Source organism: Gordonia sp. YY1 (assembly GCF_009872315.1).
GTDB lineage: Bacteria > Actinomycetota > Actinomycetes > Mycobacteriales > Mycobacteriaceae > Gordonia > Gordonia amicalis.
The window spans coordinates 1-22,623 of the sequence record NZ_WXYI01000026.1 but is presented as its reverse complement, the minus strand read 5'-3'; the positions used below and the strand labels follow the sequence as shown (position 1 = coordinate 22,623).

Sequence of the window (22,623 nt, the reverse complement as noted above, 5' to 3'; positions counted from 1 at the left end):
CAGAAACTGTGCCACCCGTATCCGTGCCCCCATCCGAGTCCGCTCCCGCAGCCCCCGCCCAGTCGGCTGCCGCGCAGTCGGATGCCGTCACCCCGCAGACGGTGCCTGCCCCCGACCCCGCGGTCGTGAACGCTCGCATCGCGTCGGCCATCGCCACCGAACTCGGCGTCGGCGTCGGACAGGTCCGGGCCGCGATCGAACTGCTCGACGGCGGATCGACGGTCCCGTTCGTCGCGCGGTACCGCAAAGAGGTCACCGGCGGGCTCGACGACACTCAGCTGCGCACGCTCGACGAGCGTCTCGGATACCTGCGCGACCTCGAGGCCCGGCGGCAGGCGGTTCGTGAGTCGATTGCCGCCCAGGGCAAGCTCGACGCCGAACTCGACGCACGGATCCTGGCCGCCGACACCAAGGCGCGCCTCGAGGACATCTACCTGCCCTACAAGCCCAAGCGGCGCACCAAGGCCCAGATCGCGCGCGAGGCCGGGCACGAACCGGTGGCCGACGCGCTGCTGTCGGACCCGATGACCGACCCGTCGACGTTCACCGCCGAGCAGCTCGACGGCGCTCGCGCGATCGCCGTCGAGCGTTTCGCCGAGGACGCCGACCTCGTGGGTGAACTGCGTGAACTGATGTGGCAGACCGGCGTGCTGCGGACCACCGTTCGCGAGGGCAAGGAATCGGCCGGCGCCAAATTCGCCGACTACTTCGAGTTCTCCGAGCCCTTCACCTCGATCCCGTCGCACCGCGTGCTCGCCGTCCTGCGCGGTGAACGGGAGGAGATCCTGACGGTCACCCTCGACGCCGACCCGGAGTCCGCCGACCGGCCGGCCGGACCCGGTCCCTACGAGCAGCGCATCGCCGCGCGCTTCGGGATCTCCGATCAGGGCCGTCCCGCCGACCGCTGGCTCGCCGACACCGTCCGCTGGGCGTGGCGCACCAAGCTGTTCGTCGGACTGTCGCTCGACGTGCGGATGCGTCTGCGTCAGGCGGCCGAAGCCGACGCGGTGGCCGTCTTCGCCACCAACCTCAAGGATTTGCTGCTGGCCGCACCTGCGGGCGCCCGCACCACCATGGGCCTCGACCCCGGCCTGCGCACCGGTGTGAAGGTCGCCGTGGTCAACGACACCGGCAAGGTCGTCGACACCGCCACCATCTACCCGCACGAGCCGCGTCGCGACAAGGCCGGCGCCCTCGCTGTGCTGGGTGCGCTCGTCCAGAAGCACGGCGTCGAGCTGATCGCGATCGGCAACGGCACCGCGTCCCGCGAGACCGACGCGCTCGCCGGTGAACTGATCGCGGCCATCAAGGACTCCGGCAAGAAGCCGCCGACCAGCGTCGTGGTCTCGGAGGCCGGCGCGTCGGTGTACTCGGCGTCGGCGTATGCCTCGAAGGAACTGCCCGACCTCGACGTGTCGATCCGCGGTGCGGTCTCGATCGCGCGCCGCCTGCAGGACCCGCTCGCCGAGCTGGTGAAGATCGATCCCAAGTCGATCGGCGTCGGCCAGTATCAGCACGACGTCTCCGAAACGCTGCTGGCCCGGTCGCTCGGCGCCGTGGTCGAGGATGCGGTGAACGCGGTGGGTGTGGACGTGAACACTGCATCGGTACCGCTGCTGTCCCGTGTTTCCGGTATCACCGCCGGGCTCGCGGAATCGATTGTCGCGCATCGTGACTCGAACGGCGCGTTCCGTAGCCGCAAGCAGATCACCGATGTGCCGCGACTCGGACCCAAAGCCTTCGAGCAGTGTGCCGGCTTCCTCCGGATCACCGACGGCGACAACCCCCTCGACGCGTCGAGCGTCCACCCCGAGGCCTACCCGGTCGTCACCCGGATTCTCGACAACGTCGGCACCGACGTCCGCTCGCTGATCGGCGACACCGCCACCCTCACCAAGCTGCGTCCCGACGACTTCGTCGACGAGACGTTCGGCCGTCCGACCGTCATCGACATCATCGCCGAGCTCGACAAGCCGGGTCGTGACCCGCGCCCCGAGTTCAAGACCGCGACCTTCGCCGCGGGCATCGAGAAGGTCTCCGACCTCACGCCCGGCATGGTGCTGGAAGGTCAGGTCACCAACGTGGCGGCCTTCGGTGCCTTCGTCGACGTGGGCGTCCATCAGGACGGTCTGGTTCACGTGTCCGCGATGGCGCACCGCTTCGTCTCCGATCCGCACGAGATCGTGAAGTCCGGTGACATCGTGAAGGTGAAGGTCATGGACGTCGACGTCGACCGCAAGCGGATCGGACTGTCGCTGCGTCTCGACGACGAGCCCGGCGCAGGTAACTCGGGCAAGGGTGGCACCCGCGCGCCGCGCCCTGACAACCAGCAGGGCAACCGTGGCGGTGGGCAGGGACGTCGCAACGATCAGCGTGGCGGTCAGGGTGCTCAGGGTGGTCGCGCCAACCAGGGCAACCGCGGTGGCGGCAACCGGAACGACCGTCGCCCCGCACCGAGCGGTGCGATGGCCGACGCCCTCAAGCGCGCCGGCTTCGGTAAATAGCCCCCGTCATCGCTTCGGTCCCGGCACGCAGAGTGCCGGGACCGTTGCCTTTCAGCCGGCCTCGGCGCCCGCGACGCCGTCCAGGAAGTCGATCAGGCCGCTGCTCAGAACGTCGTTGTCGTCGCCGCTGACCATGTGGCCCGCGCCGGTGACGTCGATCAGGCGGACACCGGGGATCAGTCGGAGTAGCTCGCGCACGCCGTCGTCGCTCACGACATCGGACTGTTTGCCCCGGATGAGGAGGGTCGGGACCCGTACCGCCCGCGCGGCCTCGCGCGCACGTTCCTCCCGGTCGGCGGCTGTCTGCTCCATGTGGTCGTGCGATGCGAGCATCCGCGGATCCCAGTGCCAGTACCAGCGTCCGTCGCGTTCCCGGAGATTCTTGCGCAGGCCCTCGATCCGGGGCGGGCGGCTCCGGTGCGGGTTGTAGGCGACGACGGCGTCGAGGGCGTCCTCGAGACTGTCGAAGCCGTCGAGGCCGTCGCGCATGAAGCCGGTGATCTTGGCGATTCCCTCGGGTTCGGCTGTCGGGGTGATGTCGACGAGGACGAGCGCCCGCGCGATCGACGGGTCGGCGCCCGCGGCGTGCAGCGAGGCCAAACCGCCCATCGACGCGCCGACCAGCACCGGTGTCTCACCCAGGTCGGCGACGATCTGCCGCAGGTCACGGGCGTGCGCGTCGTGGCTGTAGTCGCCGTCGTCGGCCCAGTCGCTGTCTCCGTGTCCGCGGGCGTCGATCGTCAGTGCCCGCCAGCCGTGCTCGGCGAGGCGGGCGCCGGTGCGCTGCCAGGAATGCCGGGTCTGTCCACCGCCGTGCAGCAACAGGGCGGTGCCGGCCGGCGTGCCGGAAGGCTCCCAGACGTCGGCGGCGAGTCGGATGCCGTCGCCTCGGAGCTGGGTGATAGTTGATTGCTTCACCTATCCGTCTCTACCGTGGTGGCGGCCGATGGTAAAGCTTTTCGGTGGCACGTGATGCGTGCCACAGGGCCCCGGAGGGTGCGGGGATCACCGACTCCGGCTGAGTAGTTCTGCTCAGGTCGAGGGCCACGGACCCGGCGAGACTCGGTGAATGCTCACGACCTCCCGCCGCCGGACGACCGACGGACCGACCAGTCTGCCGACCCCACACGAGCTCGCGGCACTCACCGGGGACCGCGATCGGGTCGTCGACCTCATCCGCATCTGCTCGCTGCTGGTGGTGGTCGCCGGCCACTCGATCATGCTCACCGTCGACACATCCGAGGGCGCGATCCGCCTCGGCAACACACTCGGCGACGTGCCGATCCTGCAGCCGGCCACCTGGCTGCTCCAGGTGCTGCCGTTGTTCTTCTTCGCGGGTGCCGCCGCGTCGACGCACGGGTGGATATCGCGTGCTTCCCACGACCACCCCACTGCCGGGCACTGGCTGTTCACCCGCGTGCAGCGACTGCTGCGTCCACTCGTGTGGTACCTCGGCGCCGTGCTGCTCCTGCTGGCCGGACTGACGACCGCCGGCCTCGACGCCGCGGCCGACGTCGTCGCGCGACTCGGCGTGCAGCTGCTCTGGTTCCTCGGTGCGTATCTCCTCGTGCTGGCCGTGGTCCCGCTGCTGCAGCGGATCTGCACACCCCGCCACGTGATGATCGCGCTCGGAACATGCTGGGGGAGTGCGGCGGTCATCGACGTGATGCGTTTCGCCGACGGCCCGTCGTGGCTCGGCTATCTGAACTTCCTCACGGTGTGGACGATCCCGGCCGTGCTCGGCGTCGCCTACGCCAAGCGCATCCTTCGTCCGGTGACTGCCGCGGCGGTGGCGACAGGTGTGCTGATCCTCGACGTCGGGCTCGTGTACCGAGGTCCGTATGAGGTCTCGCTCGTCACGGTGCCGGGGCAGCAACTGTCGAACATGAGCCCGCCCAGCCTGCTCCTCGCCGGTCATGCGGTCGTGCTGTGTGCGGGCGCGATTGCCGTGCGAAGGGTGCTGGCGAAGATCGCGGCCCGTCCGCGGGTCTGGTGGTGGGTCGTCCTCGGCAACCGGGGTGCGATGACCCTGTACCTCTGGCATCTGCCGGTGCTCGCCGCGATCATCGTGTCGGGCGCGGTGACGGGGCTGGACCGTGCCGATGTGCACTCCGCGTCGTTCCCGATCATCGTCGGTGCCCAGACGATGCTGCTCCTCGCGCTCATGGTGCCCGTCGTCGCGGTGCTGTCGCCTCTGGAGAACCGGCCGCTCCGGTGGTGGGACGACCCGGTCGCCCGCCGATCCGGACGCGCGCGTGACCTGGCCCTGGTGGCCGTGCTCGTGTGCCTCGGCGTCGCTGTTCTGATGGTGTCGCGGTACGGCCTCCTCGGCGACGGCGTCGGGTGGCTGATCGCCGGGATCGGATGTGCGACGACCGCTCGTGTCCTCGCTCTTCGGCCGCCCAGTCCGCGCGGAGCGGACACGGTTCCCGGAGACCATGCCTCCCTGCAGGTCAGCGCGTCGCGGCGGTCGACTACCCTCGATGAGAGTCATCGCCGCCGTCGACGGTCGTCTCGAGCCGGTTTCCGCGCCCGACCGGCCCTCCGCGTCACGACGACACCGTCCATCCACCGACCCATGCATGAGGAGCTCGCCGACCGTGGCCACTTCCGCCGACGAAACGGTATTCCCCGGACCCGACGACCTCGAGGCGGCCGCGGCGTCGGCCGTCGAGGCCTTCGATGCGGCGGCCGACCTCGAGCAGTTGTCCGCGGCGAAATCCGCGCACCTCGGTGATCGCTCGCCGATCGCCCTGGCCCGACGCGCACTCGGCAGCCTGCCGAAGGACCAGCGTTCGGAAGCAGGCAAGCTCGTCAACCAGGTTCGTGGCCGGGTCACCGCGTCTCTCGAGTTGCGCACCGCGGTCCTCGAGGCCGAGCGCGATGCGGCGGTCCTCGTCGCCGAGTCGGTCGACGTGACCCTGCCCAGCGGTCGACGCCCGGTCGGTGCGCGCCATCCCATCACCGTGATCGCCGAGCAGGTCGCCGACGTCTTCGTCGGCATGGGCTGGGAGATCGCCGAGGGTCCAGAGGTGGAAACCGAACACCACAACTTCGACGCCCTCAACTTCCTGCCGGATCACCCGGCGCGGTCGATGCAGGACACCTTCTACATCGCACCCGAGGGTTCGCGTCAGGTGCTGCGTACCCACACCTCACCGGTTCAGGTGCGCTCGATGCTCAACCGCGACCTGCCGATCTACGTGGCCTGCCCGGGTCGTACGTTCCGCACCGACGAACTCGACGCCACCCACACCCCGGTCTTCCACCAGATCGAGGGTCTCGCCATCGACAAGGGCCTCACCCTGGCGAACCTGCGCGGCACCCTCGAGACCTTCGCCCGGGCACTGTTCGGGCCGGAGACCACCACCCGGATGCGCGCGTCCTACTTCCCGTTCACCGAACCGTCGGCCGAGGTCGACGTGTGGTTCCCCGCCAAGAAGGGCGGGCCCGGCTGGGTGGAGTGGGGCGGCTGCGGCATGGTGAACCCGAACGTACTGCGCGCCAGCGGGATCGACCCGGACGTCTACTCCGGTTTCGCATTCGGCATGGGGCTGGAGCGCACTCTGCAGTTCCGCAACGACATCTCCGACATGCGCGACATGGTCGAGGGCGACATCCGGTTCACCCTCCCGTTCGGTCCGGCCGCCTGAGCGGCGCGACCCCTCCAGACTCCTCACGACGCGACGAAAGTAGTTGATACACAGTGCGTGCACCACAGTCCTGGTACACCGAGGTCCTGCGCGCGGGCGACCCGACGTGGTCGGCCACCACGGAGGAGATCGACGCGGGTTTCGTCCGCGTGGGTTTCGAGATCGAGGACATCGAGAAGTTCCCGGAGATCACCGGTCCGCTGGTGATCGGTCGCGTGGAGACGATCGAGGAACTCACCGAGTTCAAGAAGCCGATCCGGTTCTGCACCGTCGAGGTGGGCGAGGCACAGCCGCGCGGCATCGTCTGCGGTGCCCGGAACTTCGCCGTGGGTGACCTGATCGTGGCCGCACTGCCCGGCGTCGTGCTGCCCGGTCCGTTCGAGATCGCTTCCCGCAAGACCTACGGTCGCGTCTCCGACGGCATGATCTGCTCGGTGTCGGAGCTCGGCATCGGCAACGACCACAGCGGCATCCTGGTGCTCGCCCCCGGCACGGCCGAGCCCGGCGCCGACGCACGCGAGGTTCTCGGACTCGACGACGCCGCGATCGACGTGAACGTCACCCCCGACCGCGGTTACGCCTTCTCGATCCGCGGTCTCGGTCGCGAGTTGGCGAGCAGCTTCGAGGTGCCCTTCGTCGACCCGGGCATCACCGAGGCGGACGTGACCGCCGAGGGCACCCCGTGGCCCGTCGCCATCGAGGACGGCTCCGGCGCCACCCGCTACACCGCGCGCGTGATCAGCGGCGTCGACCCGTCGGCCGTCTCGCCGTGGTGGATGCAGAAGCGACTCATGGTCGCCGGCATTCGGCCGATCTCGGCGATCGTCGACGTCACCAATTACGTGATGATCGAACTGGGACAGCCGCTGCACGCCTTCGACGCCGATCGCATCACCGGCACCGTCACCGTCCGTTCGGCGAAGCCGGGTGAGAAGCTCCGAACCCTCGACGACGTCGACCGTGTGCTCGACCCCGAGGACGTCGTCATCGCCGACGAGACCGGTCCCATCGCCCTCGCCGGCGTCATGGGTGGCGGCGCCACCGAGGTGGGCGAGGAGACCACGACCGTCCTGCTCGAGTCGGCCACCTTCGATCCCGTCCGTGTCTTCCGCACCGGTAAGCGCCACAAGCTGACCTCCGAGGCCAGCAAGCGCTTCGAGCGCATCGTCGACCCGGAGATCACCGCGGTCGCCTCCGACCGCGCCGCCGAGCTGATCGTGGAGATCGCCGGCGGCACGATCTCCTCGCCGCTGTCCGAGGCGCGGGTCGTGACCCCGCTCCCGTCGGCGATCGGCATCGCCGCCGACGAGCCCGACCGCGTCGCGGGCATCAGCTATCCGGCGGGCACCACCGCCGCGCGCCTCACCGAGGTGGGGTGTGTGGTCACCGGCACCGATACGCTCGACGTCGTCCCACCGTCGTGGCGTCCCGACCTCAGGCAGCGCGCCGACCTCGTCGAGGAGGTGCTGCGTCTCGAAGGTCTCGAGGACATCCCCGCCGTCGTGCCGCGAGCACCCGGCGGCACGGGCTTCACGCCGAAGCAGCGTCGACGCCGCAGCGTCGGGCGCACACTCGCGCTCGACGGATACGTCGAAGTCCTCCCGTACCCGTTCATGCCGGCCGGGGTCTTCGACCTCTGGGATCTGCCCGCCGACGACGAACGTCGCCGTACCGTCAAGGTGCTCAACCCCCTCGAGTCGGATCGGCCCGAACTCAACACGACGCTGCTGCCGGGTCTGCTCGAGATGGCCGCACGCAACATCTCCCGCGGCCAGCGTGACCTGTCGCTGTTCACCATCGGCCAGGTCGTCATCGCCGGCGACCACGTCGCGCCGGTTCCCGCACTCGACGTGACCCGTCGCCCGACCGACGAGGACATCGCGGCGCTCGACGCCTCGCTGCCGCATCAGCCGCTGCACGTCGGCGTCGTCCTGACCGGTCTTCGTGATCCGGCGGGTCCCTGGGGTCCGGGCCGTGCCGCCGACTACCTCGACGCCTTCGAAGCGGCTCGCACGATCGCTCGGGCCGCGGGCGTGGAGGTCGAACTCTCCGCTGCCGATCACCGGCCGTGGCATCCGGGTCGGTGCGCTCGCCTGACCGTCGACGGACGCACGGTCGGGTACGCCGGTGAGCTCCATCCGGCGGTTCTCGAACGCGCCCACCTGCCCAAGCGTGCGTGCGCGGTGGAGATCGACATCGACGCGCTCCCGCTCGGCGAGGTGCTGCCCGCTCCCGCGGTGTCGGTGTTCCCCGCCGTGCTGCAGGACGTGAACGTGGTGGTCGCGGTCGACGTACCCGCTGCCGAGGTCCGGTCGGCGCTGCGCGACGGCGCGGGGGAGCTGCTCGAGGACATCGCACTGTTCGACGTCTTCACCGGTGAGCAGGTCGGCGAGGGGAACAAGTCGCTGACATTCTCGCTGCGCTTCCGTGCGAGTGATCGCACGCTCACCGAGGACGAGGCCAACGCCGCGAAGCTCGCCGCGGTGGACGCCGCTGCCGACCGAGTGGGCGCCCGACTCCGCTGACCGAAGGGCACTTCGACGCCCACGCACCCGGCGATGAATTGATTTGCAGGCTGCTGCATAATGATTGCATGGCTTCGACAAGCTCAACCAGCAGCGGGACAAGCTCAACCAGCAAGGTGAAGGTCGCGGTGGCCGGCGCGAGCGGCTACGCGGGTGGTGAGATCCTCCGACTCCTGTGCGGGCATCCCCGTCTGCGATCCGGTGAGCTCGAGATCGGTGCGCTGACGGCGGGCGGCAACGCCGGCACCACGCTCGGATCCCACCATCCGCACCTGTTGCCGCTGGCAGACCGGGTTCTCGAGGAGACCACACCGGAGATCCTGGGCGGTCACGACGTCGTCTTCCTGGGCCTGCCGCACGGCGCGTCGGCCGTCATCGCCGACGCACTGCCGCCGACGACCCTGATCATCGACTGCGGTGCCGACTTCCGACTGCGCGACGCCGGCGACTGGACCGCCTACTACGGCGGCGATCATGCAGGAACCTGGCCGTATGGACTGCCCGAGCTGCCGGGGAATCGCGACGTCCTCAAGGACGCCAGCCGGATCGCCGTCCCGGGTTGCTACCCGACGGTGTCGATCCTGTCGCTCCTCCCGGCGATCGCCGCAGGCCTGGCCGAGCCGCACGTGACCGTGGTCGCGGTCAGCGGCGCGTCGGGTGCGGGTCGCTCGCCGAAGGTCGATCTCCTGGCCTCCGAGGTCATCGGTTCGGCCCGCGCCTACGGCGTCGGCGGTATCCACCGGCACACCCCGGAGATCTCGCAGGCACTCTCGGCGGCGGCGCAGCAGCCCGTCACCGTCTCGTTCACCCCGATCCTCGCGCCGATGGCGCGGGGCATCCTCGCGACGTGCACCGCACGGACCACCGCGACCGGCGACGAGGTACGCGCGGTCTACGAAAAGGCCTACGCCGACGAGGAATTCATCCACGTACTGCCGGAAGGTCGTCTGCCGGCCACCGGTTCGGTCATCGGGTCGAACGCGGTCCAGCTGGGCGTGACCGTCGACGAGCGCGCCCAGACCCTGGTGGTCGTCGGCGCCGTGGACAACCTGACCAAGGGGACCGGCGGCGCCGCGGTCCAATCGATGAACCTGGCGCTGGGCTGGACGGAGAACGAGGGACTGAGCACCGTGGGAGTCGCACCGTGACGGGAATCGAGAACACCCAGCAGGATCCGGAGCGGATCGAGGGCGGCGCCCCGGGCGATCATCCGCGGCTCGTCCGCGGACAGGGTGTCACCGCGCCGCTGGGATTCCGTGCAGCGGGAATCGCGGCCGGTATCAAGGCATCCGGTGCCGCCGACCTCGCTCTCGTCGTCAACGAGGGTCCGGACTGTTCGGCCGCGGGTGTCTTCACCACCAATCAGGTCAAGGCGGCTCCGGTGCTCTGGTCCCAGCAGGTCCTCACCACGGCCAGGCTGCGGGCCGTGATCCTCAACTCCGGCGGTGCCAACGCGTGCACCGGACCGGGTGGATTCCAGGACACCCACAAGACGGCCGAGGCCGTCGCGGAGGCGCTGAGCAACTGGGGGACCAGCACCGGTGCGGTGGAGGTCGCGGTCTGCTCGACCGGTCTCATCGGCGATCGCCTCCCGATGGACAAGGTCCTCGCCGGCGTCACCGAGATCGTCCAGGAGATGGGCGGCGGACTCACCGGCGGCACCGATGCCGCGCACGCGATCATGACCACCGACACCGTGCCGAAACAGGCTGCGCTGCACCATCCCCAGGGATGGAACGTCGGCGGTATGGGGAAGGGCGCCGGGATGATGGCGCCGTCGCTCGCGACGATGCTCGTGGTGCTCACGACCGACGCTGCGGCGACCTCCGAACAGCTCGACACCGCGCTGCGCCGGGCGACGGCGCGGACGTTCGACCGGCTCGACATCGACGGCTCCATGTCCACCAACGACACGGTGCTGCTGCTGAGTTCGGGCGCCAGCCAGATCCCGGTCGACCAGGCCGACCTCGACGAGGCCGTGTTCGCGGTCTGCGACGATCTGGCCGCCCAGATGCAGGCCGACGCCGAAGGCGTCACCAAGCGGGTCACCATCACCGTCACGGGCGCACCGACCGAGGAGGATGCGCTGACCGTCGCCCGGTTCGTCGCACGCGATTCCCTGGTCAAGACCGCGTTGTTCGGCTCCGACCCGAACTGGGGCCGGGTGCTGGCCACGGTCGGCGCCTCGCCGGTCCGCATCGACCCGGACGTGATCTCCGTGTCGTTCAACGGATCGCCGGTGTGCGAGAACGGCTGTGGCGTGCGGGGTGCGCGTGACGTCGACCTGTCCGACGCCGACATCGACGTGCTCGTCGACCTGAAACTCGGCGACGCATCGGCGTCGGTCCGGACCACGGACCTCTCGCACGCCTACGTCGAAGAGAACTCGGCGTACTCGTCATGACCGGCACCACACCGGAATCCGGTGCCACTGAAAGTGTCCCGGGGGCGATCGACCCGGCCGCAGGTCTGCAGAAGGCGACGATCCTTGCCGAAGCGCTCCCCGCACTGCAGGAACTCGCCGGCGCCACGATCGTCGTCAAATACGGCGGCAACGCCATGGTCGACGACGAGCTGAAGAAGGCGTTCGCCGCGGACATGGTGTTTCTCCGTGCCTGCGGCATGCACCCCGTCGTCGTGCACGGAGGCGGACCGCAGATCTCGGCGATGCTGAAAAAGCTCGGCCTCCAAGGGGAATTCAAGGGCGGCTTCCGGGTCACCACCCCGGAGGTGATGGACGTCGCCCGGATGGTTCTCTTCGGTCAGGTGGGTCGTGAGCTCGTCGGCCTCATCAACGCGCACGGGCCCTATGCGGTCGGCATCACCGGCGAGGACGCCCACCTGTTCACCGCGACGCGGCGGACGGTTCTCGTCGACGGCGTCGCGACCGACATCGGGCTCGTGGGCGACATCTCCTCGGTGAACACCTCGGCGGTGCTCGATCTCATCGGGGCGGGCCGTATCCCGGTGGTGTCGACCATCGCTCCCGATCGTGACGGCGTCGTCCACAACATCAACGCCGACACCGCGGCGGGAGCGCTCGCGGAGGCGCTCGGCGCGTCGCGGCTCGTGATGCTCACCGATGTCGAGGGGCTCTACACCGACTGGCCCGACCGCGGGTCGCTGGTGTCCCAGATCGACACCGATGCGCTGGTCGAGCTCCTGCCGTCGCTGGATTCCGGCATGGTCCCGAAGATGGAGGCCTGTCTGCGTGCGGTGACCGGGGGAGTCGAACGCGCCCACGTGATCGACGGCCGCGTCGCCCACTCGGTGCTCGCCCAACTACTGACCGGAAGCTCCACCGGCACCTCCGTCGTCGACCCGGCCGAGTCGGGGGCGAAGGCGGCCGCCGGAACCCATGAGGAGGACCTGTGACCGCACCGCTGCAACAGCGCTGGGGCCAGTCGCTGATGAAGAACTACGGGACCCCGCCGATCGCCCTGGTCGGTGGCTCGGGGCCGTATGTCACCGATGCCGACGGGAAGCGTTACCTCGACCTGCTCGGCGGGATCGCGGTCAACTCCCTCGGCCACGCGCACCCGGCGATCGTCGAGGCCGTCACGACCCAGCTGCAGACGCTCGGGCACGTGTCGAACCTCTACATCTCGCCGCCGGTCGTCGAACTCGCGGAGAAGCTGCTCGACCGTTTCGGTCATCCCGGCCGGGCGTTCTTCTGCAACTCCGGCACCGAGGCCAACGAGGCCGCCTTCAAGCTCGCGCGCCGCACCGGCCGGCCGGAGATCGTGGCCGCCGAGAAGGCATTCCACGGTCGCACGATGGGTGCGTTGGCGATGACCGGACAGCCGGCGAAGCGTGCTCCGTTCGAGCCGATGCCGCCGGGCGTGCGGTTCGTGCCCTACGGCGACATCGAGGCGCTCGACGCGGTCGTCACCGACCAGACCGCCGCGGTGATCCTCGAGCCGATCCTCGGTGAGGCCGGCGTGATCGTCCCGCCCGCCGACTATCTCGCCGCGGCCCGGCGCATCACCAGCGAGCGCGGCGCGCTGCTGATCCTCGACGAGGTGCAGACCGGTGTCGCGCGAACCGGCACCTTCTTCGCCCACCAGCAGGTGGGTGTGGTTCCCGACGTGATGACGCTCGCCAAGGGACTCGGCGGCGGACTGCCGATCGGTGCGTGCATCGCCACGGGTGCGGCCGCCGATCTGTTCGAACCCGGTCAGCACGGCACCACCTTCGGTGGCAATCCGGTCGCCGCGGCCGCGGCACTCGCCGTGCTCGGTGTCATCGAGTCCGAAGGTCTCACCGATCACGTCGCCGCCGTGGGCAAGACGATCGCCACCGGGATCGAGGGCCTCCACCATCCGCTGATCGATCACGTGCGGGGCGCCGGTCTGCTGCTCGGCATCGTGCTCACCGAGCCGCTGTCGGCCGGCGTCGAGGCCGCGGCCCGCGACGCCGGATTCCTCATCAACGCACCGGCACCCGACGTGCTGCGGCTCGCACCGCCGTTGATCATCACCGAGGAGCAGGGGCAGAGCTTCGTCGAAGCGCTGCCCGACCTGCTGGACGCCGCTGCGCACGCTGCACAGAAGGACAAGGGAGACAGTGTGAACAAGGGAGACAGCGTGAACAAGGGAGATGGGGCATGACGCGGCACTTCCTGCGCGACGACGACCTCACCCCGGCCGAACAGGCCGAGGTGCTCGCGCTCGCCGCCGAGGTGAAAGCGAAGCCGTTCGCCTTCCGCCCGCTCGAAGGGCCCCGCGGGGTCGGGGTGATCTTCGACAAGAACTCCACCCGCACCCGGTTCTCGTTCGAGGTCGGCATCGCCCAGCTCGGCGGTCACGCGGTCGTCGTGGACGGTCGCACCACCCAGCTCGGCCGCGAGGAGACCCTCGAGGACACCGGACGGGTGCTGTCGCGCTTCGTCGATGCCGTGGTGTGGCGCACCTTCGGGCAGGACCGTCTCGAGGCGCTGTCGTCGAGCGCGACCGTGCCGGTGGTCAACGCCCTGTCGGACGAGTTCCACCCCTGCCAGGTGCTCGCGGACCTGCAGACGATCATCGAGCACAAGGGGTCGCCCACGGGGCTGAAGATGACCTACCTCGGCGACGGTGCCAACAACATGGCCCACTCGCTCGGGCTGGGTGGCGTCACCGCCGGCATGCACGTCACGATCAGCGCACCGGAGGGTTTCCAGCCCGACCCGGCGATCATCGCCGACACCGAGCGTCGTGCCGCCGAGACCGGGGGGTCGGTACAGCTCGTGACCGACCCGGTCGCCGCGGCCACGGGAGCCGACGTCCTGGTCACCGACACCTGGGTGTCGATGGGTCAGGAGGAGGACGGCAAGGACCGCACCGCGCCTTTCCGGCCGTACCAGATCAACGACGAGCTGCTCGCCCACGCCGCCGACGACGCGATCGTGCTGCACTGCCTGCCGGCGCACCGTGGCGACGAGATCACCGCGTCGGTCATCGACGGCCCGCGCAGCGTCGTCTTCGACGAGGCCGAGAACCGTCTGCACGCGCAAAAGGCACTGCTGGTCTGGCTTCTGGAGCACCAGTGAGATGACATCCCCAAGCCAGGACGAACAGTGACCCAGGACGAACAGTGACACAGGACGAGCGATGACCGCCGGCGCCGAACCCACGGAGAACCGCCTCGCCGCGACCCGCGCGGGGCGGCATGCGCGGATCATCGACATCCTGTCGACCAACCAGGTGCGTAGCCAGTCCGAGCTGCAGCGACTCTTGGCCGACCAGGGGATCGATGCCACGCAGGCCACGCTGTCGCGCGATCTCGACGAGCTCGGGGCCGTCAAACTGCGGGCCGCCGACGGCGGTGCGGGTGTCTACGTGGTTCCCGAGGACGGTTCGCCGGTGCGCGGCGTGTCCGGCGGCACCGACCGGCTGTCCCGCCTCGTGTCGGAGCTGCTGGTCTCCACCGACAGCAGCGGCAACCTGGCCGTGCTGCGCACTCCGCCGGGCGCCGCGCACTATCTGGCGGCCGCCCTCGACCGTGCTCGGCTGCCCGACGTGGTCGGCACGATCGCCGGCGACGACACGATCTTCGTGGTCGCCCGGGAGCCGCTCGACGGAGCCGAACTCGCCCGACGGATCGAGGGCCTCGTGTAGCCCACGTCCTGCCCACCACCACCGGACGCACTCACCGCGGCCGGACACGACGAGAACCGCAATTGACCACACCGCCAACCGAGACCCGGACGGTGTGGTCGGAACCCCGGGGCCGATGATGGACTCGGGTCATCGCTTAGAACAGGAGCTTCACCTCATGGCAGAACGTGTCGTACTCGCATACTCGGGCGGCCTGGACACCTCGGTCGCGATCAGCTGGATCCAGAAGGAGACCGGCAAGGAGGTCGTCGCCGTGGCCCTCGACCTCGGGCAGGGCGGCGAGGACATGGATGTCATCCGCCAGCGCGCCCTCGACTGCGGCGCGGTCGAAGCGGTCGTCGTCGACGCCCGTGACGAATTCGCCGACGAGTACTGCCTCCCGGCGATCACCTCGAATGCCCTCTACATGGACCGCTACCCGCTGGTCTCGGCGCTGTCGCGTCCGCTGATCGCCAAGCACCTGGTGACCGCCGCCCGCGACCACGGCGGCACCGTCGTCGCCCACGGTTGCACCGGCAAGGGCAACGACCAGGTCCGGTTCGAGGTCGGTTTCGCCACCCTCGCACCCGATCTGGAGGTCATCGCACCGGTCCGCGACTACGCGTGGACCCGTGAGAAGGCCATCGCCTTCGCCGAGGAGAACGACATCCCGATCAACGTCACCAAGAAGTCGCCGTTCTCCATCGACCAGAACGTGTGGGGCCGCGCCGTCGAGACCGGCTTCCTCGAGGACCTGTGGAATGCGCCGACCAAGGACGTCTACAGCTACACCGAGGACCCGACCGTCAACTGGAACACCCCCGACGAGGTCATCATCGGCTTCGAGAAGGGCCGCCCGGTCAGCATCGACGGCCGTCCGGTCAGCGTGCTGCAGGCCATCGAGGAGCTGAACCGCCGCGCCGGTGCGCAGGGCGTCGGCCGCCTCGACGTCGTCGAGGACCGTCTCGTCGGCATCAAGAGCCGCGAGGTCTACGAGGCCCCGGGCGCCATGGTCCTGATCCGCGCCCACGAAGAACTCGAGCACGTCACCATCGAGCGCGAGCTCGGCCGGTACAAGCGCGGCACCGACCGCAAGTGGGCCGAGCTGGTCTACGACGGCCTCTGGTTCTCGCCGCTCAAGCGGTCGCTCGACGCCTTCGTCGACTCGACCCAGCAGCATGTGTCCGGTGAGATCCGGCTCGTCCTGCACGGCGGCAACATCGCGGCCACCGGACGTCGCAGCTCCGAGTCGCTCTACGACTTCAACCTCGCGACCTACGACGAGGGCGACAGCTTCGACCAGTCGGCAGCCCGCGGCTTCGTCGAGCTGCACGGCCTGTCCTCGAAGATCTCGGCCAAGCGGGACCTGAATCTGTGAGTGACGAGCAGACCGGCGGAACGACCAACGAGGGTTCGCTCTGGGGCGGCCGTTTCGCCGGCGGTCCGGCCGCGGCGATGGCCGCCCTGAGCAAGTCGACCCATTTCGACTGGGCCCTGGCGCCGTTCGACATCCAGGCTTCCAAGGCCCACGCCCGGGTGCTCAACAAGGCGGGGCTGCTCACCGGGGACGACCTGAAAGGCATGCTGGACGGTCTCGACCGACTGGCAGCCGATGTCGCCGACGGGACGTTCGGTCCCGCGGAGTCCGACGAGGACGTGCACGGTGCGCTCGAACGGGGACTCATCGAACGGGTCGGTCCCGAGCTCGGTGGGCGGCTGCGTGCCGGCCGGTCACGCAACGACCAGGTCGCCACGCTGTTCCGGATGTGGTTGCGCGCCGCCATGCGTCGCGTCGCCCTCGGTCTGCTCGACGTGGTCGACGCGCTGACCGCCCAGGCGGCCGCTCATCCCGACGCGATCATGCCCGGCAAGACGCACCTGCAGGCCGCTCAGCCTGTCCTGCTCGGCCACCACCTGCTCGCCCATGCGCAGCCGTTGCTCCGCGACATCGACCGGCTCGCCGACGCCGACCGCCGGACCGCGGTGTCGCCGTACGGGTCCGGCGCGCTGGCCGGCTCGTCGCTGGGTCTCGACCCGGCTGCCATCGCGGCCGATCTCGGGTTCGACGCACCGGCCGAGAACTCCATCGACGCCACCTCGTCCCGCGACTTCGCGGCCGAGGCGGCGTTCGTGTTCGCGATGATCGCGGTCGACCTCTCCCGGCTGTCCGAAGAGGTGATCATCTGGAGCACACCGGAATTCGGATACGTGACACTGGCCGATGCCTGGTCTACGGGCAGCTCGATCATGCCGCAGAAGAAGAACCCGGACGTCGCCGAGCTGATGCGCGGCAAGGCCGGCCGGCTGATCGGTGACCTGACCGGTCTGCTCGCGACCCTCAAAGCGCAACCACTGGCATACAACCGGGACCTCCAGGAGGACAAGGAACCGGTCTTCGACGCGGTGGCGCAGCTCGAACTGCTGCTGCCGGCCGTCACCGGCCTGGTCGCGACGCTCGAGTTCCACACCGACCGGATGGAGGAGCTGGCCCCGGCCGGCTTCACCCTGGCCACCGACATCGCCGAGTGGATGGTGCGGCAGGGTGTGCCCTTCCGCGTTGCACACGAGGTCGCCGGAGCCTGTGTCCGCGAGGCCGAGTCGCGGGGTGTCGGTCTCGACGAGCTCGACGACGAGACGCTGGCCGGCATCAATCCCTCGCTCACCCCTGCGGTTCGCGACGTGTTGACGGTGCGTGGATCGGTGGAGTCGCGTGACGCGCATGGCGGGACCGCGCCGATTCAGGTACGACGGCAGATAGAACTGGTGTCGTCGCAATCGGCCGACCTGCGGACACGCTGGAACGCGGGGCCCGGAGGACGACGCTGATCCACTTCTGAGTGGGTAGAGTGACGTATGTCACCGATGTTGGTGGTGCACGTCACGCTGACGACGGGAGGATTCGACGCGATGGTGGGTTGGGACGGTATCCCCGATGTGGGGGGAGTGGTCAGCCGGGTGGTGGCGACCGCTCAGAACGGGCTCGAGGTCCTGCGGTTCGGCGGACTCGAGACCGGGACGGAACCGGCGCCCTTCGCGATCGTCGAGACGCGCAAGATGTTCCGCCTGCGGCGGTACTTCCCGAACGATCCGTCCACCGGCCCCAACATCGTCCTCGTGCCTCCGATGATGGTGTCCGCCAACGTCTACGACGTGACCGAACACAACGGTGCGGTGTCCGTCCTCCATCGCAACGGCATCACGCCGTGGGTGATCGACTTCGGGTCCCCGGACACCGAAGAGGGCGGGATGGAACGCAATCTCGCCGACCATGTGGTCGCCATCAGTCAAGCGATCGACCTGATCATCGAGGCGACCGGACGCGACATCCACCTGGCCGGGTACTCCCAGGGCGGCATGTTCGCGTACCAGACCGCGGCGTACCGGCGGTCGAAGGGGATCGCGAGCCTCATCACCTTCGGCAGCCCGGTCGACGTCCTCGCGGCACTGCCCCTCGGATTGCCGGCGGGGTTGGTGGCGCCGGCTGCCGAGTTCCTCGCCGAGAGATCGTTCGTGCGGAATCTCTGGGTGCGGGACTGGATGGCACGCACCGGCTTCCAGTTGCTCGATCCGGTCAAGACCGTCCGCAGCCGCATCGACTTCCTCCGCCGTCTCCACGACCGCGAGGCGCTTTTGCCGCGTGAGGATCAGCGCAGGTTTCTCGAGGCCGACGGCTGGGTCGCGTGGTCGGGTCCGGCGATCGCCGAACTGCTGCGTCAGTTCGTGGCCCACAACCGCATGGTCTCCGGTGGCTTCGTGATCAACGGTGACCTCGTGTCGCTCACCGAGATCACCTGTCCGGTACTGGCGTTTGTCGGCGAGGCCGACGACATCGGTCAGCCGGCCGCGGTGCGCGGGATCGTGCGTGCCGCGCCAGACGCCGAGGTATACGAATCCACGCTGCCCGTCGGTCATTTCGGGCTCGTGGTCGGTTCCTCGGCCGGTCAGCACACCTGGCCCACGACGGCCGACTGGGTGAACTGGTTGTCGGCCAACGGGACCCGCCCGGAGCTCATCAGTGAGATGACGGTCGCGGAGCCTGGCCACGGCAGTGGCGTCAGTCTGTCCTCCCGTATCACCCACGGGATGGGTTCGGTCGCCGATGCCGGCACCGCCGCGTCCCGCGAGCTGCTCGGACTGGTCAACTCCCTGCAACGGACGTCGCGAGCGGTCGCCTCCGAGTCGGTGCGTACGGTGCCGCGGCTGCTCCGCCTCGGTCAGATCCAGGGTGGCACGCGGATCTCCCTGTCCAAGCTGATGGCGGAGAACACCAAGAAGCACGGCGACAACGAGTTGTTCCTCTTCGAGAACCGCGTGCTGACCCATGCGCAAGTCGACGCCCGCATCAACAACGTGGTCGCCGGTCTCATCGACTGCGGTGTGCGGCCGGGGCAGCACATCGGCGTTCTGATGGACACCCGCCCGAGCGCACTGGTCGTGGTCGCGGCACTGGCCCGGCTCGGAGCCGTCTCCGTCCTCCTCGCCGCCGACGCCGACGTGCGGGAGATGATGCGGCTCGCCGACAGCTCGGTCATCGTCACCGACCCCAACAACCTCGACCTCGCCACCGCGGCGTCGGGTCGGGTGCTGGTCCTCGGCGGCGGCAGTGGCGACTCCCGCGACATCGACGGTGTCGACGGCGCCACCATCATCGACATGGAGCAGATCGATCCCGACGCGGTCGTCCTGCCCACCTGGTACCGGCCGGATCCCGGCCTGGCCGGTGATCTCGCGTTCATCTTGTTCAGCCGTGCGCGCGGCAAACTCGTCCCGTGGCCGGTCACCAACCACCGGTTCGCGATGTCGGCGTTCGGTGCGGCATCGGCGGCGGCGCTGTCCGACCGGGACACGGTGTACTGCCTGCCGCCCCTGCATCACGCCTCCGGCCTGCTGACGACTCTCGGCGCCACCGTGGTCGGCCGATCGCGGATCGCCCTGTCCAACGGCATCGACCCGGAGACCTTCGCCACCGAGGTGCAGCGGTACGGCGTCACCGTCGTGTCCTACACCTGGTCGATGCTCAGCGGCGTCGTGCGCGATCCCCGTTTCCGGATCAACCAACACAACCCGATCCGACTCTTCATGGGTTCGGGGATGTCGGCCGGTCTGTGGGAGGACGTGTGCAGCAGCTTCCCACGCGCCCGCATCCTCGAGTTCTTCGCGACCGCGGACGGCTCGGCAATCCTGGCCAACGTCTCCGGCGACAAGCTGTCCTCCGTCGGGCGGCCCCTTCCGGAGACCAATCCCGTCGAGGTCGCGGCCTACGACATCGAGAACGACCGCCTGCTCATCGACGAGTCCGGATTCGTCCGGCGGGCCGAGATCGGTGAAGCCGGGTTGCTGCTCTCCAAGGCCAAGCACAAGTTCGACACCAACGGCACGGTGCTCCGCGACGTGTTCACCAGCCGCGACCGGTGGGAGGTGTCGGGACATCTGTTCGTCCGCGACGCCGACGGTGATCTGTACTTCCTCGGTGCCATCGACCGCGTGATCCGGACCGAGGCGGGCCCCGTGTTCATCCCGCCGATCACCCACGCTCTGTCGCGTATGCAGGGTGTCGACCAGGTGGTCACCTACGGGGTCGGAGAACCGGGTCATCAGGTGGCCGTCGCCGCGCTGACGCTACGTCCGGACGCGAAAGCCGACTCACTCACCGTCACCCAGCTCCGCATCGCACTCGGGGAGTTCCCCGCCGAACTGCGACCACACCTCATCCGCGTCGTCGACGAGATCCCGCACTCGGCGTCGTTCCGTCCGCTGAGCACCGCCTTCGCGGCCGAAGGTCTGCCGAAACCCGGTCCCCGGACCTGGTATCGCGATGAGGAGGGCCGGTACCGGCGCTACACCAGGACGATCGCCCAGAAGCTGGACTGGGGCCATTCGTCGATCGACGATGCCCTAGGCTGAGCCGCGTGACGACACGCGCTGAGGCCATCGACCCGATCGTGCGCGAACGGCTGGCCTGCCCGCAGGACCACGGCCCGCTGATCAACGCCGGCGACGAGCTCTACAACCCGCGGCTCCATGTCGCGTACCGGATCGACGCCGACGGAATCCCCGTCATGCTCATCGACGAGGCACGCAAGGTCGACGACGCCGAGCACGAACGCCTGATCTCCGAGCAGTAGCCGACGCCTGCCGGCAGCCCACTCACGAGTCACCTCGTCCGAGCCCCGATCTCGATGGATGACAAGATCGGGGGGTGAGTGCTGAGACTGAGGGAACCGCCAACACGACCGACGAAATCGTCCGGGCCGCGACCGCCCAGAGCGGAACCGCACCCGTCGACATCCTCGACGAACTCGAGTGGCGAGGTCTGATCGCGCAGTCCACCGACCTCGACGCACTGCGTGAGGCCCTCGCGGGCGGGCCCATCACGTTGTACGCGGGCTTCGACCCGACGGCGTCGAGTCTGCACGCAGGTCACCTCGTGCCGCTGTTGACCCTCAAACGCTTCCAGCTCGCGGGCCATCGGCCGATCGTTCTCGCGGGTGGGGCCACCGGTCTCATCGGTGATCCCCGGGAAGTGGGGGAGCGGGCCATGAACGCTCCCGACACGGTCGCCGAATGGGCCGGCCGGATCGACGCCCAGCTCCGTCGCTTCGTCGACATCGACGAGTCGCCGACTGGTGCGCTCGTCGTCAACAACCTCGAGTGGACCGGACAGCTCTCCGCCATCGAGTTCCTGCGCGACCTCGGGAAGCACTTCTCGGTGAACGTCATGCTCGCCCGGGACACCGTGAAGCGACGTCTCGAGGGGGACGGCATCAGCTACGCGGAGTTCAGCTACCTGCTCCTGCAGTCCAACGACTTCGTCGAGCTCAATCGGCGGTACGGCTGCCTCCTGCAGATCGGTGGCTCGGATCAGTGGGGGAACATCGTCGGCGGTGTGGACCTGGGACGCCGACTCGACGGGTTGTCCCTGCATGCACTGACCGTGCCGCTCGTGACGTCGTCGGACGGCAAGAAGTTCGGCAAGTCCACCGGTGGCGGCAGCTTGTGGCTCGACCCCGAGCTCACCAGCCCGTACGCCTGGTACCAGTACTTCGTGAACACCGCCGACGCGGACGTCATCCGCTACCTGCGGTGGTTCACCTTCCTCGGACGCGAGGAGATCGCCGAACTCGAGCAGGCGACGAAGGAGAAGCCACACCTGCGTCTCGCGCAGAAGAAGCTCGCCGCCGAGATGACCACCCTGATCCACGGGGAAGGGAACACGCGCGCAGTCGAGCTCGCCAGCCAGGCCCTGTTCGGTCGCGCCGAGCTCGACGAGCTCGACGAGTCCACGCTCGCGGCGGCAGTGGGGGAGACCGTCATCGCGGAGTACGTGCAGGAGCGACCCACGATCATCCAGTTGCTCGTCGACACCAAGCTGTCCGAGAGCAACAAGGCTGCGCGTCGTGCCGTGTCCGAGGGCGGCGCGTACGTGAACAACACGAAGATCACCGATCCGGAGTGGCAGCCGGCGGACTCCGACCTGCTCCACGGGCGATGGTTGGTCGTGCGCCGCGGCAAGAAGAGCTTCGCCGGCGCGAGACTGGGCCGCTGACGCAGCCAAGCCGTAGCGAACCACGCCTCTGACCAGGCGATTTGACGCGTTGTTCGCGCCTGTGTAACTTAATCGACGCACCGCAGAGAGCAACTCCCCCGGAGCCGCAAGCACCGGGGAAGCAAAAGTGCCCGAGCTACTCGCTCGGGCCGCCTGTGCGGGGCCACTCCCGAGAACAAGAGCGTGAGAATTTCTCACGCTCTGGGAGAGGCTCACCGGAGCCGGACTCGTCAAGAGGACGTCTGGTGGGTGTGTGTTCTTTGAGAACTCGATAGTGTGATGATGAATTGTCTGATGCCATTTTGGCATCGTGCATTC

General features: G+C 68.9%; 15 protein-coding genes and 1 pseudogene. 15 read left to right on the top strand and 1 reads right to left on the bottom strand.

What is annotated here, in order from left to right; translation table 11 throughout:
* The first annotated feature begins 8 nt into the window (after positions 1-8).
* A complete protein-coding gene (locus BPODLACK_RS21910; protein WP_442903280.1) occupies positions 9-2,504 on the top strand; it encodes a Tex family protein in 2,496 nt (831 codons plus the stop codon).
* A 51-nt stretch (positions 2,505-2,555) separates the two neighbouring features.
* Here BPODLACK_RS21910 and BPODLACK_RS21905 read toward each other — a convergent pair whose 3' ends face one another.
* On the bottom strand, positions 2,556-3,422 hold the full coding sequence (locus BPODLACK_RS21905) for an alpha/beta fold hydrolase (protein ID WP_159406229.1): 867 nt from the start codon (positions 3,420-3,422) through the stop codon (positions 2,556-2,558).
* A gap of 151 nt (positions 3,423-3,573) precedes the next feature.
* Here BPODLACK_RS21905 and BPODLACK_RS21900 point away from each other — a divergent pair.
* The 14 genes and pseudogenes from BPODLACK_RS21900 to tyrS all read left to right on the top strand — a co-directional run.
* Positions 3,574-5,007 (top strand): annotated as a pseudogene (locus tag BPODLACK_RS21900) (acyltransferase family protein); the annotation flags it as partial.
* 97 nt (positions 5,008-5,104) lie between these two features.
* Positions 5,105-6,157, top strand: a complete 1,053-nt coding sequence (pheS, locus tag BPODLACK_RS21895; protein WP_159406228.1) for a phenylalanine--tRNA ligase subunit alpha — start codon at positions 5,105-5,107, stop codon at positions 6,155-6,157.
* A gap of 53 nt (positions 6,158-6,210) precedes the next feature.
* Positions 6,211-8,682, top strand: a complete 2,472-nt coding sequence (gene pheT, locus BPODLACK_RS21890) for a phenylalanine--tRNA ligase subunit beta (protein ID WP_159406227.1) — start codon at positions 6,211-6,213, stop codon at positions 8,680-8,682.
* A gap of 68 nt (positions 8,683-8,750) precedes the next feature.
* Entirely contained in the window at positions 8,751-9,830 is a 1,080-nt protein-coding gene (gene argC / locus BPODLACK_RS21885) for an N-acetyl-gamma-glutamyl-phosphate reductase (protein ID WP_159406226.1), read from the top strand.
* Entirely contained in the window at positions 9,827-11,086 is a 1,260-nt protein-coding gene (argJ, locus tag BPODLACK_RS21880; RefSeq protein WP_159406225.1) for a bifunctional glutamate N-acetyltransferase/amino-acid acetyltransferase ArgJ, read from the top strand. Before argC ends, argJ begins: the two co-directional genes overlap by 4 nt.
* The gene (gene argB, locus BPODLACK_RS21875) at positions 11,083-12,057 is read left to right on the top strand and encodes an acetylglutamate kinase (protein ID WP_159406224.1); all 975 of its coding nucleotides are present in this window, start codon (positions 11,083-11,085) and stop codon (positions 12,055-12,057) included. The genes argJ and argB overlap by 4 nt, the downstream gene beginning before the upstream one ends.
* Entirely contained in the window at positions 12,054-13,292 is a 1,239-nt protein-coding gene (locus BPODLACK_RS21870; RefSeq protein WP_159406223.1) for an acetylornithine transaminase, read from the top strand. Before argB ends, BPODLACK_RS21870 begins: the two co-directional genes overlap by 4 nt.
* The gene (gene argF, locus BPODLACK_RS21865) at positions 13,289-14,212 is read left to right on the top strand and encodes an ornithine carbamoyltransferase (protein ID WP_024498586.1); all 924 of its coding nucleotides are present in this window, start codon (positions 13,289-13,291) and stop codon (positions 14,210-14,212) included. The genes BPODLACK_RS21870 and argF overlap by 4 nt, the downstream gene beginning before the upstream one ends.
* Before the next feature lie 61 nt (positions 14,213-14,273).
* Positions 14,274-14,780 carry an arginine repressor gene (locus tag BPODLACK_RS21860; RefSeq protein WP_006437368.1) on the top strand — a complete coding sequence of 169 codons (507 nt, stop codon included), beginning with the start codon at positions 14,274-14,276 and terminating at the stop codon, positions 14,778-14,780.
* 157 nt (positions 14,781-14,937) lie between these two features.
* Positions 14,938-16,137 (top strand): argininosuccinate synthase, encoded by a 1,200-nt coding sequence (locus BPODLACK_RS21855; RefSeq protein WP_159406222.1) that lies wholly within the window; start codon positions 14,938-14,940, stop codon positions 16,135-16,137.
* Entirely contained in the window at positions 16,134-17,585 is a 1,452-nt protein-coding gene (gene argH, locus BPODLACK_RS21850; protein WP_159406221.1) for an argininosuccinate lyase, read from the top strand. Before BPODLACK_RS21855 ends, argH begins: the two co-directional genes overlap by 4 nt.
* An 81-nt stretch (positions 17,586-17,666) precedes the next feature.
* On the top strand, positions 17,667-20,663 hold the full coding sequence (locus tag BPODLACK_RS21845) for an AMP-binding protein (RefSeq protein WP_159406239.1): 2,997 nt from the start codon (positions 17,667-17,669) through the stop codon (positions 20,661-20,663).
* Positions 20,664-20,668: 5 nt separating this feature from the next.
* Positions 20,669-20,884: a Trm112 family protein gene (locus tag BPODLACK_RS21840; protein WP_024498583.1), complete on the top strand. Its 216-nt coding sequence runs from the start codon at positions 20,669-20,671 to the stop codon at positions 20,882-20,884.
* 74 nt (positions 20,885-20,958) lie between these two features.
* Positions 20,959-22,305, top strand: coding sequence for a tyrosine--tRNA ligase (tyrS, locus tag BPODLACK_RS21835; RefSeq protein ID WP_024498582.1), 1,347 nt, complete (start codon positions 20,959-20,961; stop codon positions 22,303-22,305).
* Positions 22,306-22,623 lie beyond the last annotated feature (318 nt).

Excerpts from the sequence above, each read along its gene's own strand:
- argB (WP_159406224.1), top strand. The coding sequence starts at position 11,083 with ATGACCGGCACCACACCGGAATCCGGTGCCACTGAAAGTGTCCCGGGG.
- argC (WP_159406226.1), top strand. The coding sequence starts at position 8,751 with ATGGCTTCGACAAGCTCAACCAGCAGCGGGACAAGCTCAACCAGCAAG.
- BPODLACK_RS21855 (WP_159406222.1), top strand. The coding sequence starts at position 14,938 with ATGGCAGAACGTGTCGTACTCGCATACTCGGGCGGCCTGGACACCTCG.
- BPODLACK_RS21860 (WP_006437368.1), top strand. The coding sequence starts at position 14,274 with ATGACCGCCGGCGCCGAACCCACGGAGAACCGCCTCGCCGCGACCCGC.
- BPODLACK_RS21845 (WP_159406239.1), top strand. The coding sequence starts at position 17,667 with ATGGTGGGTTGGGACGGTATCCCCGATGTGGGGGGAGTGGTCAGCCGG.
- argF (WP_024498586.1), top strand. The coding sequence starts at position 13,289 with ATGACGCGGCACTTCCTGCGCGACGACGACCTCACCCCGGCCGAACAG.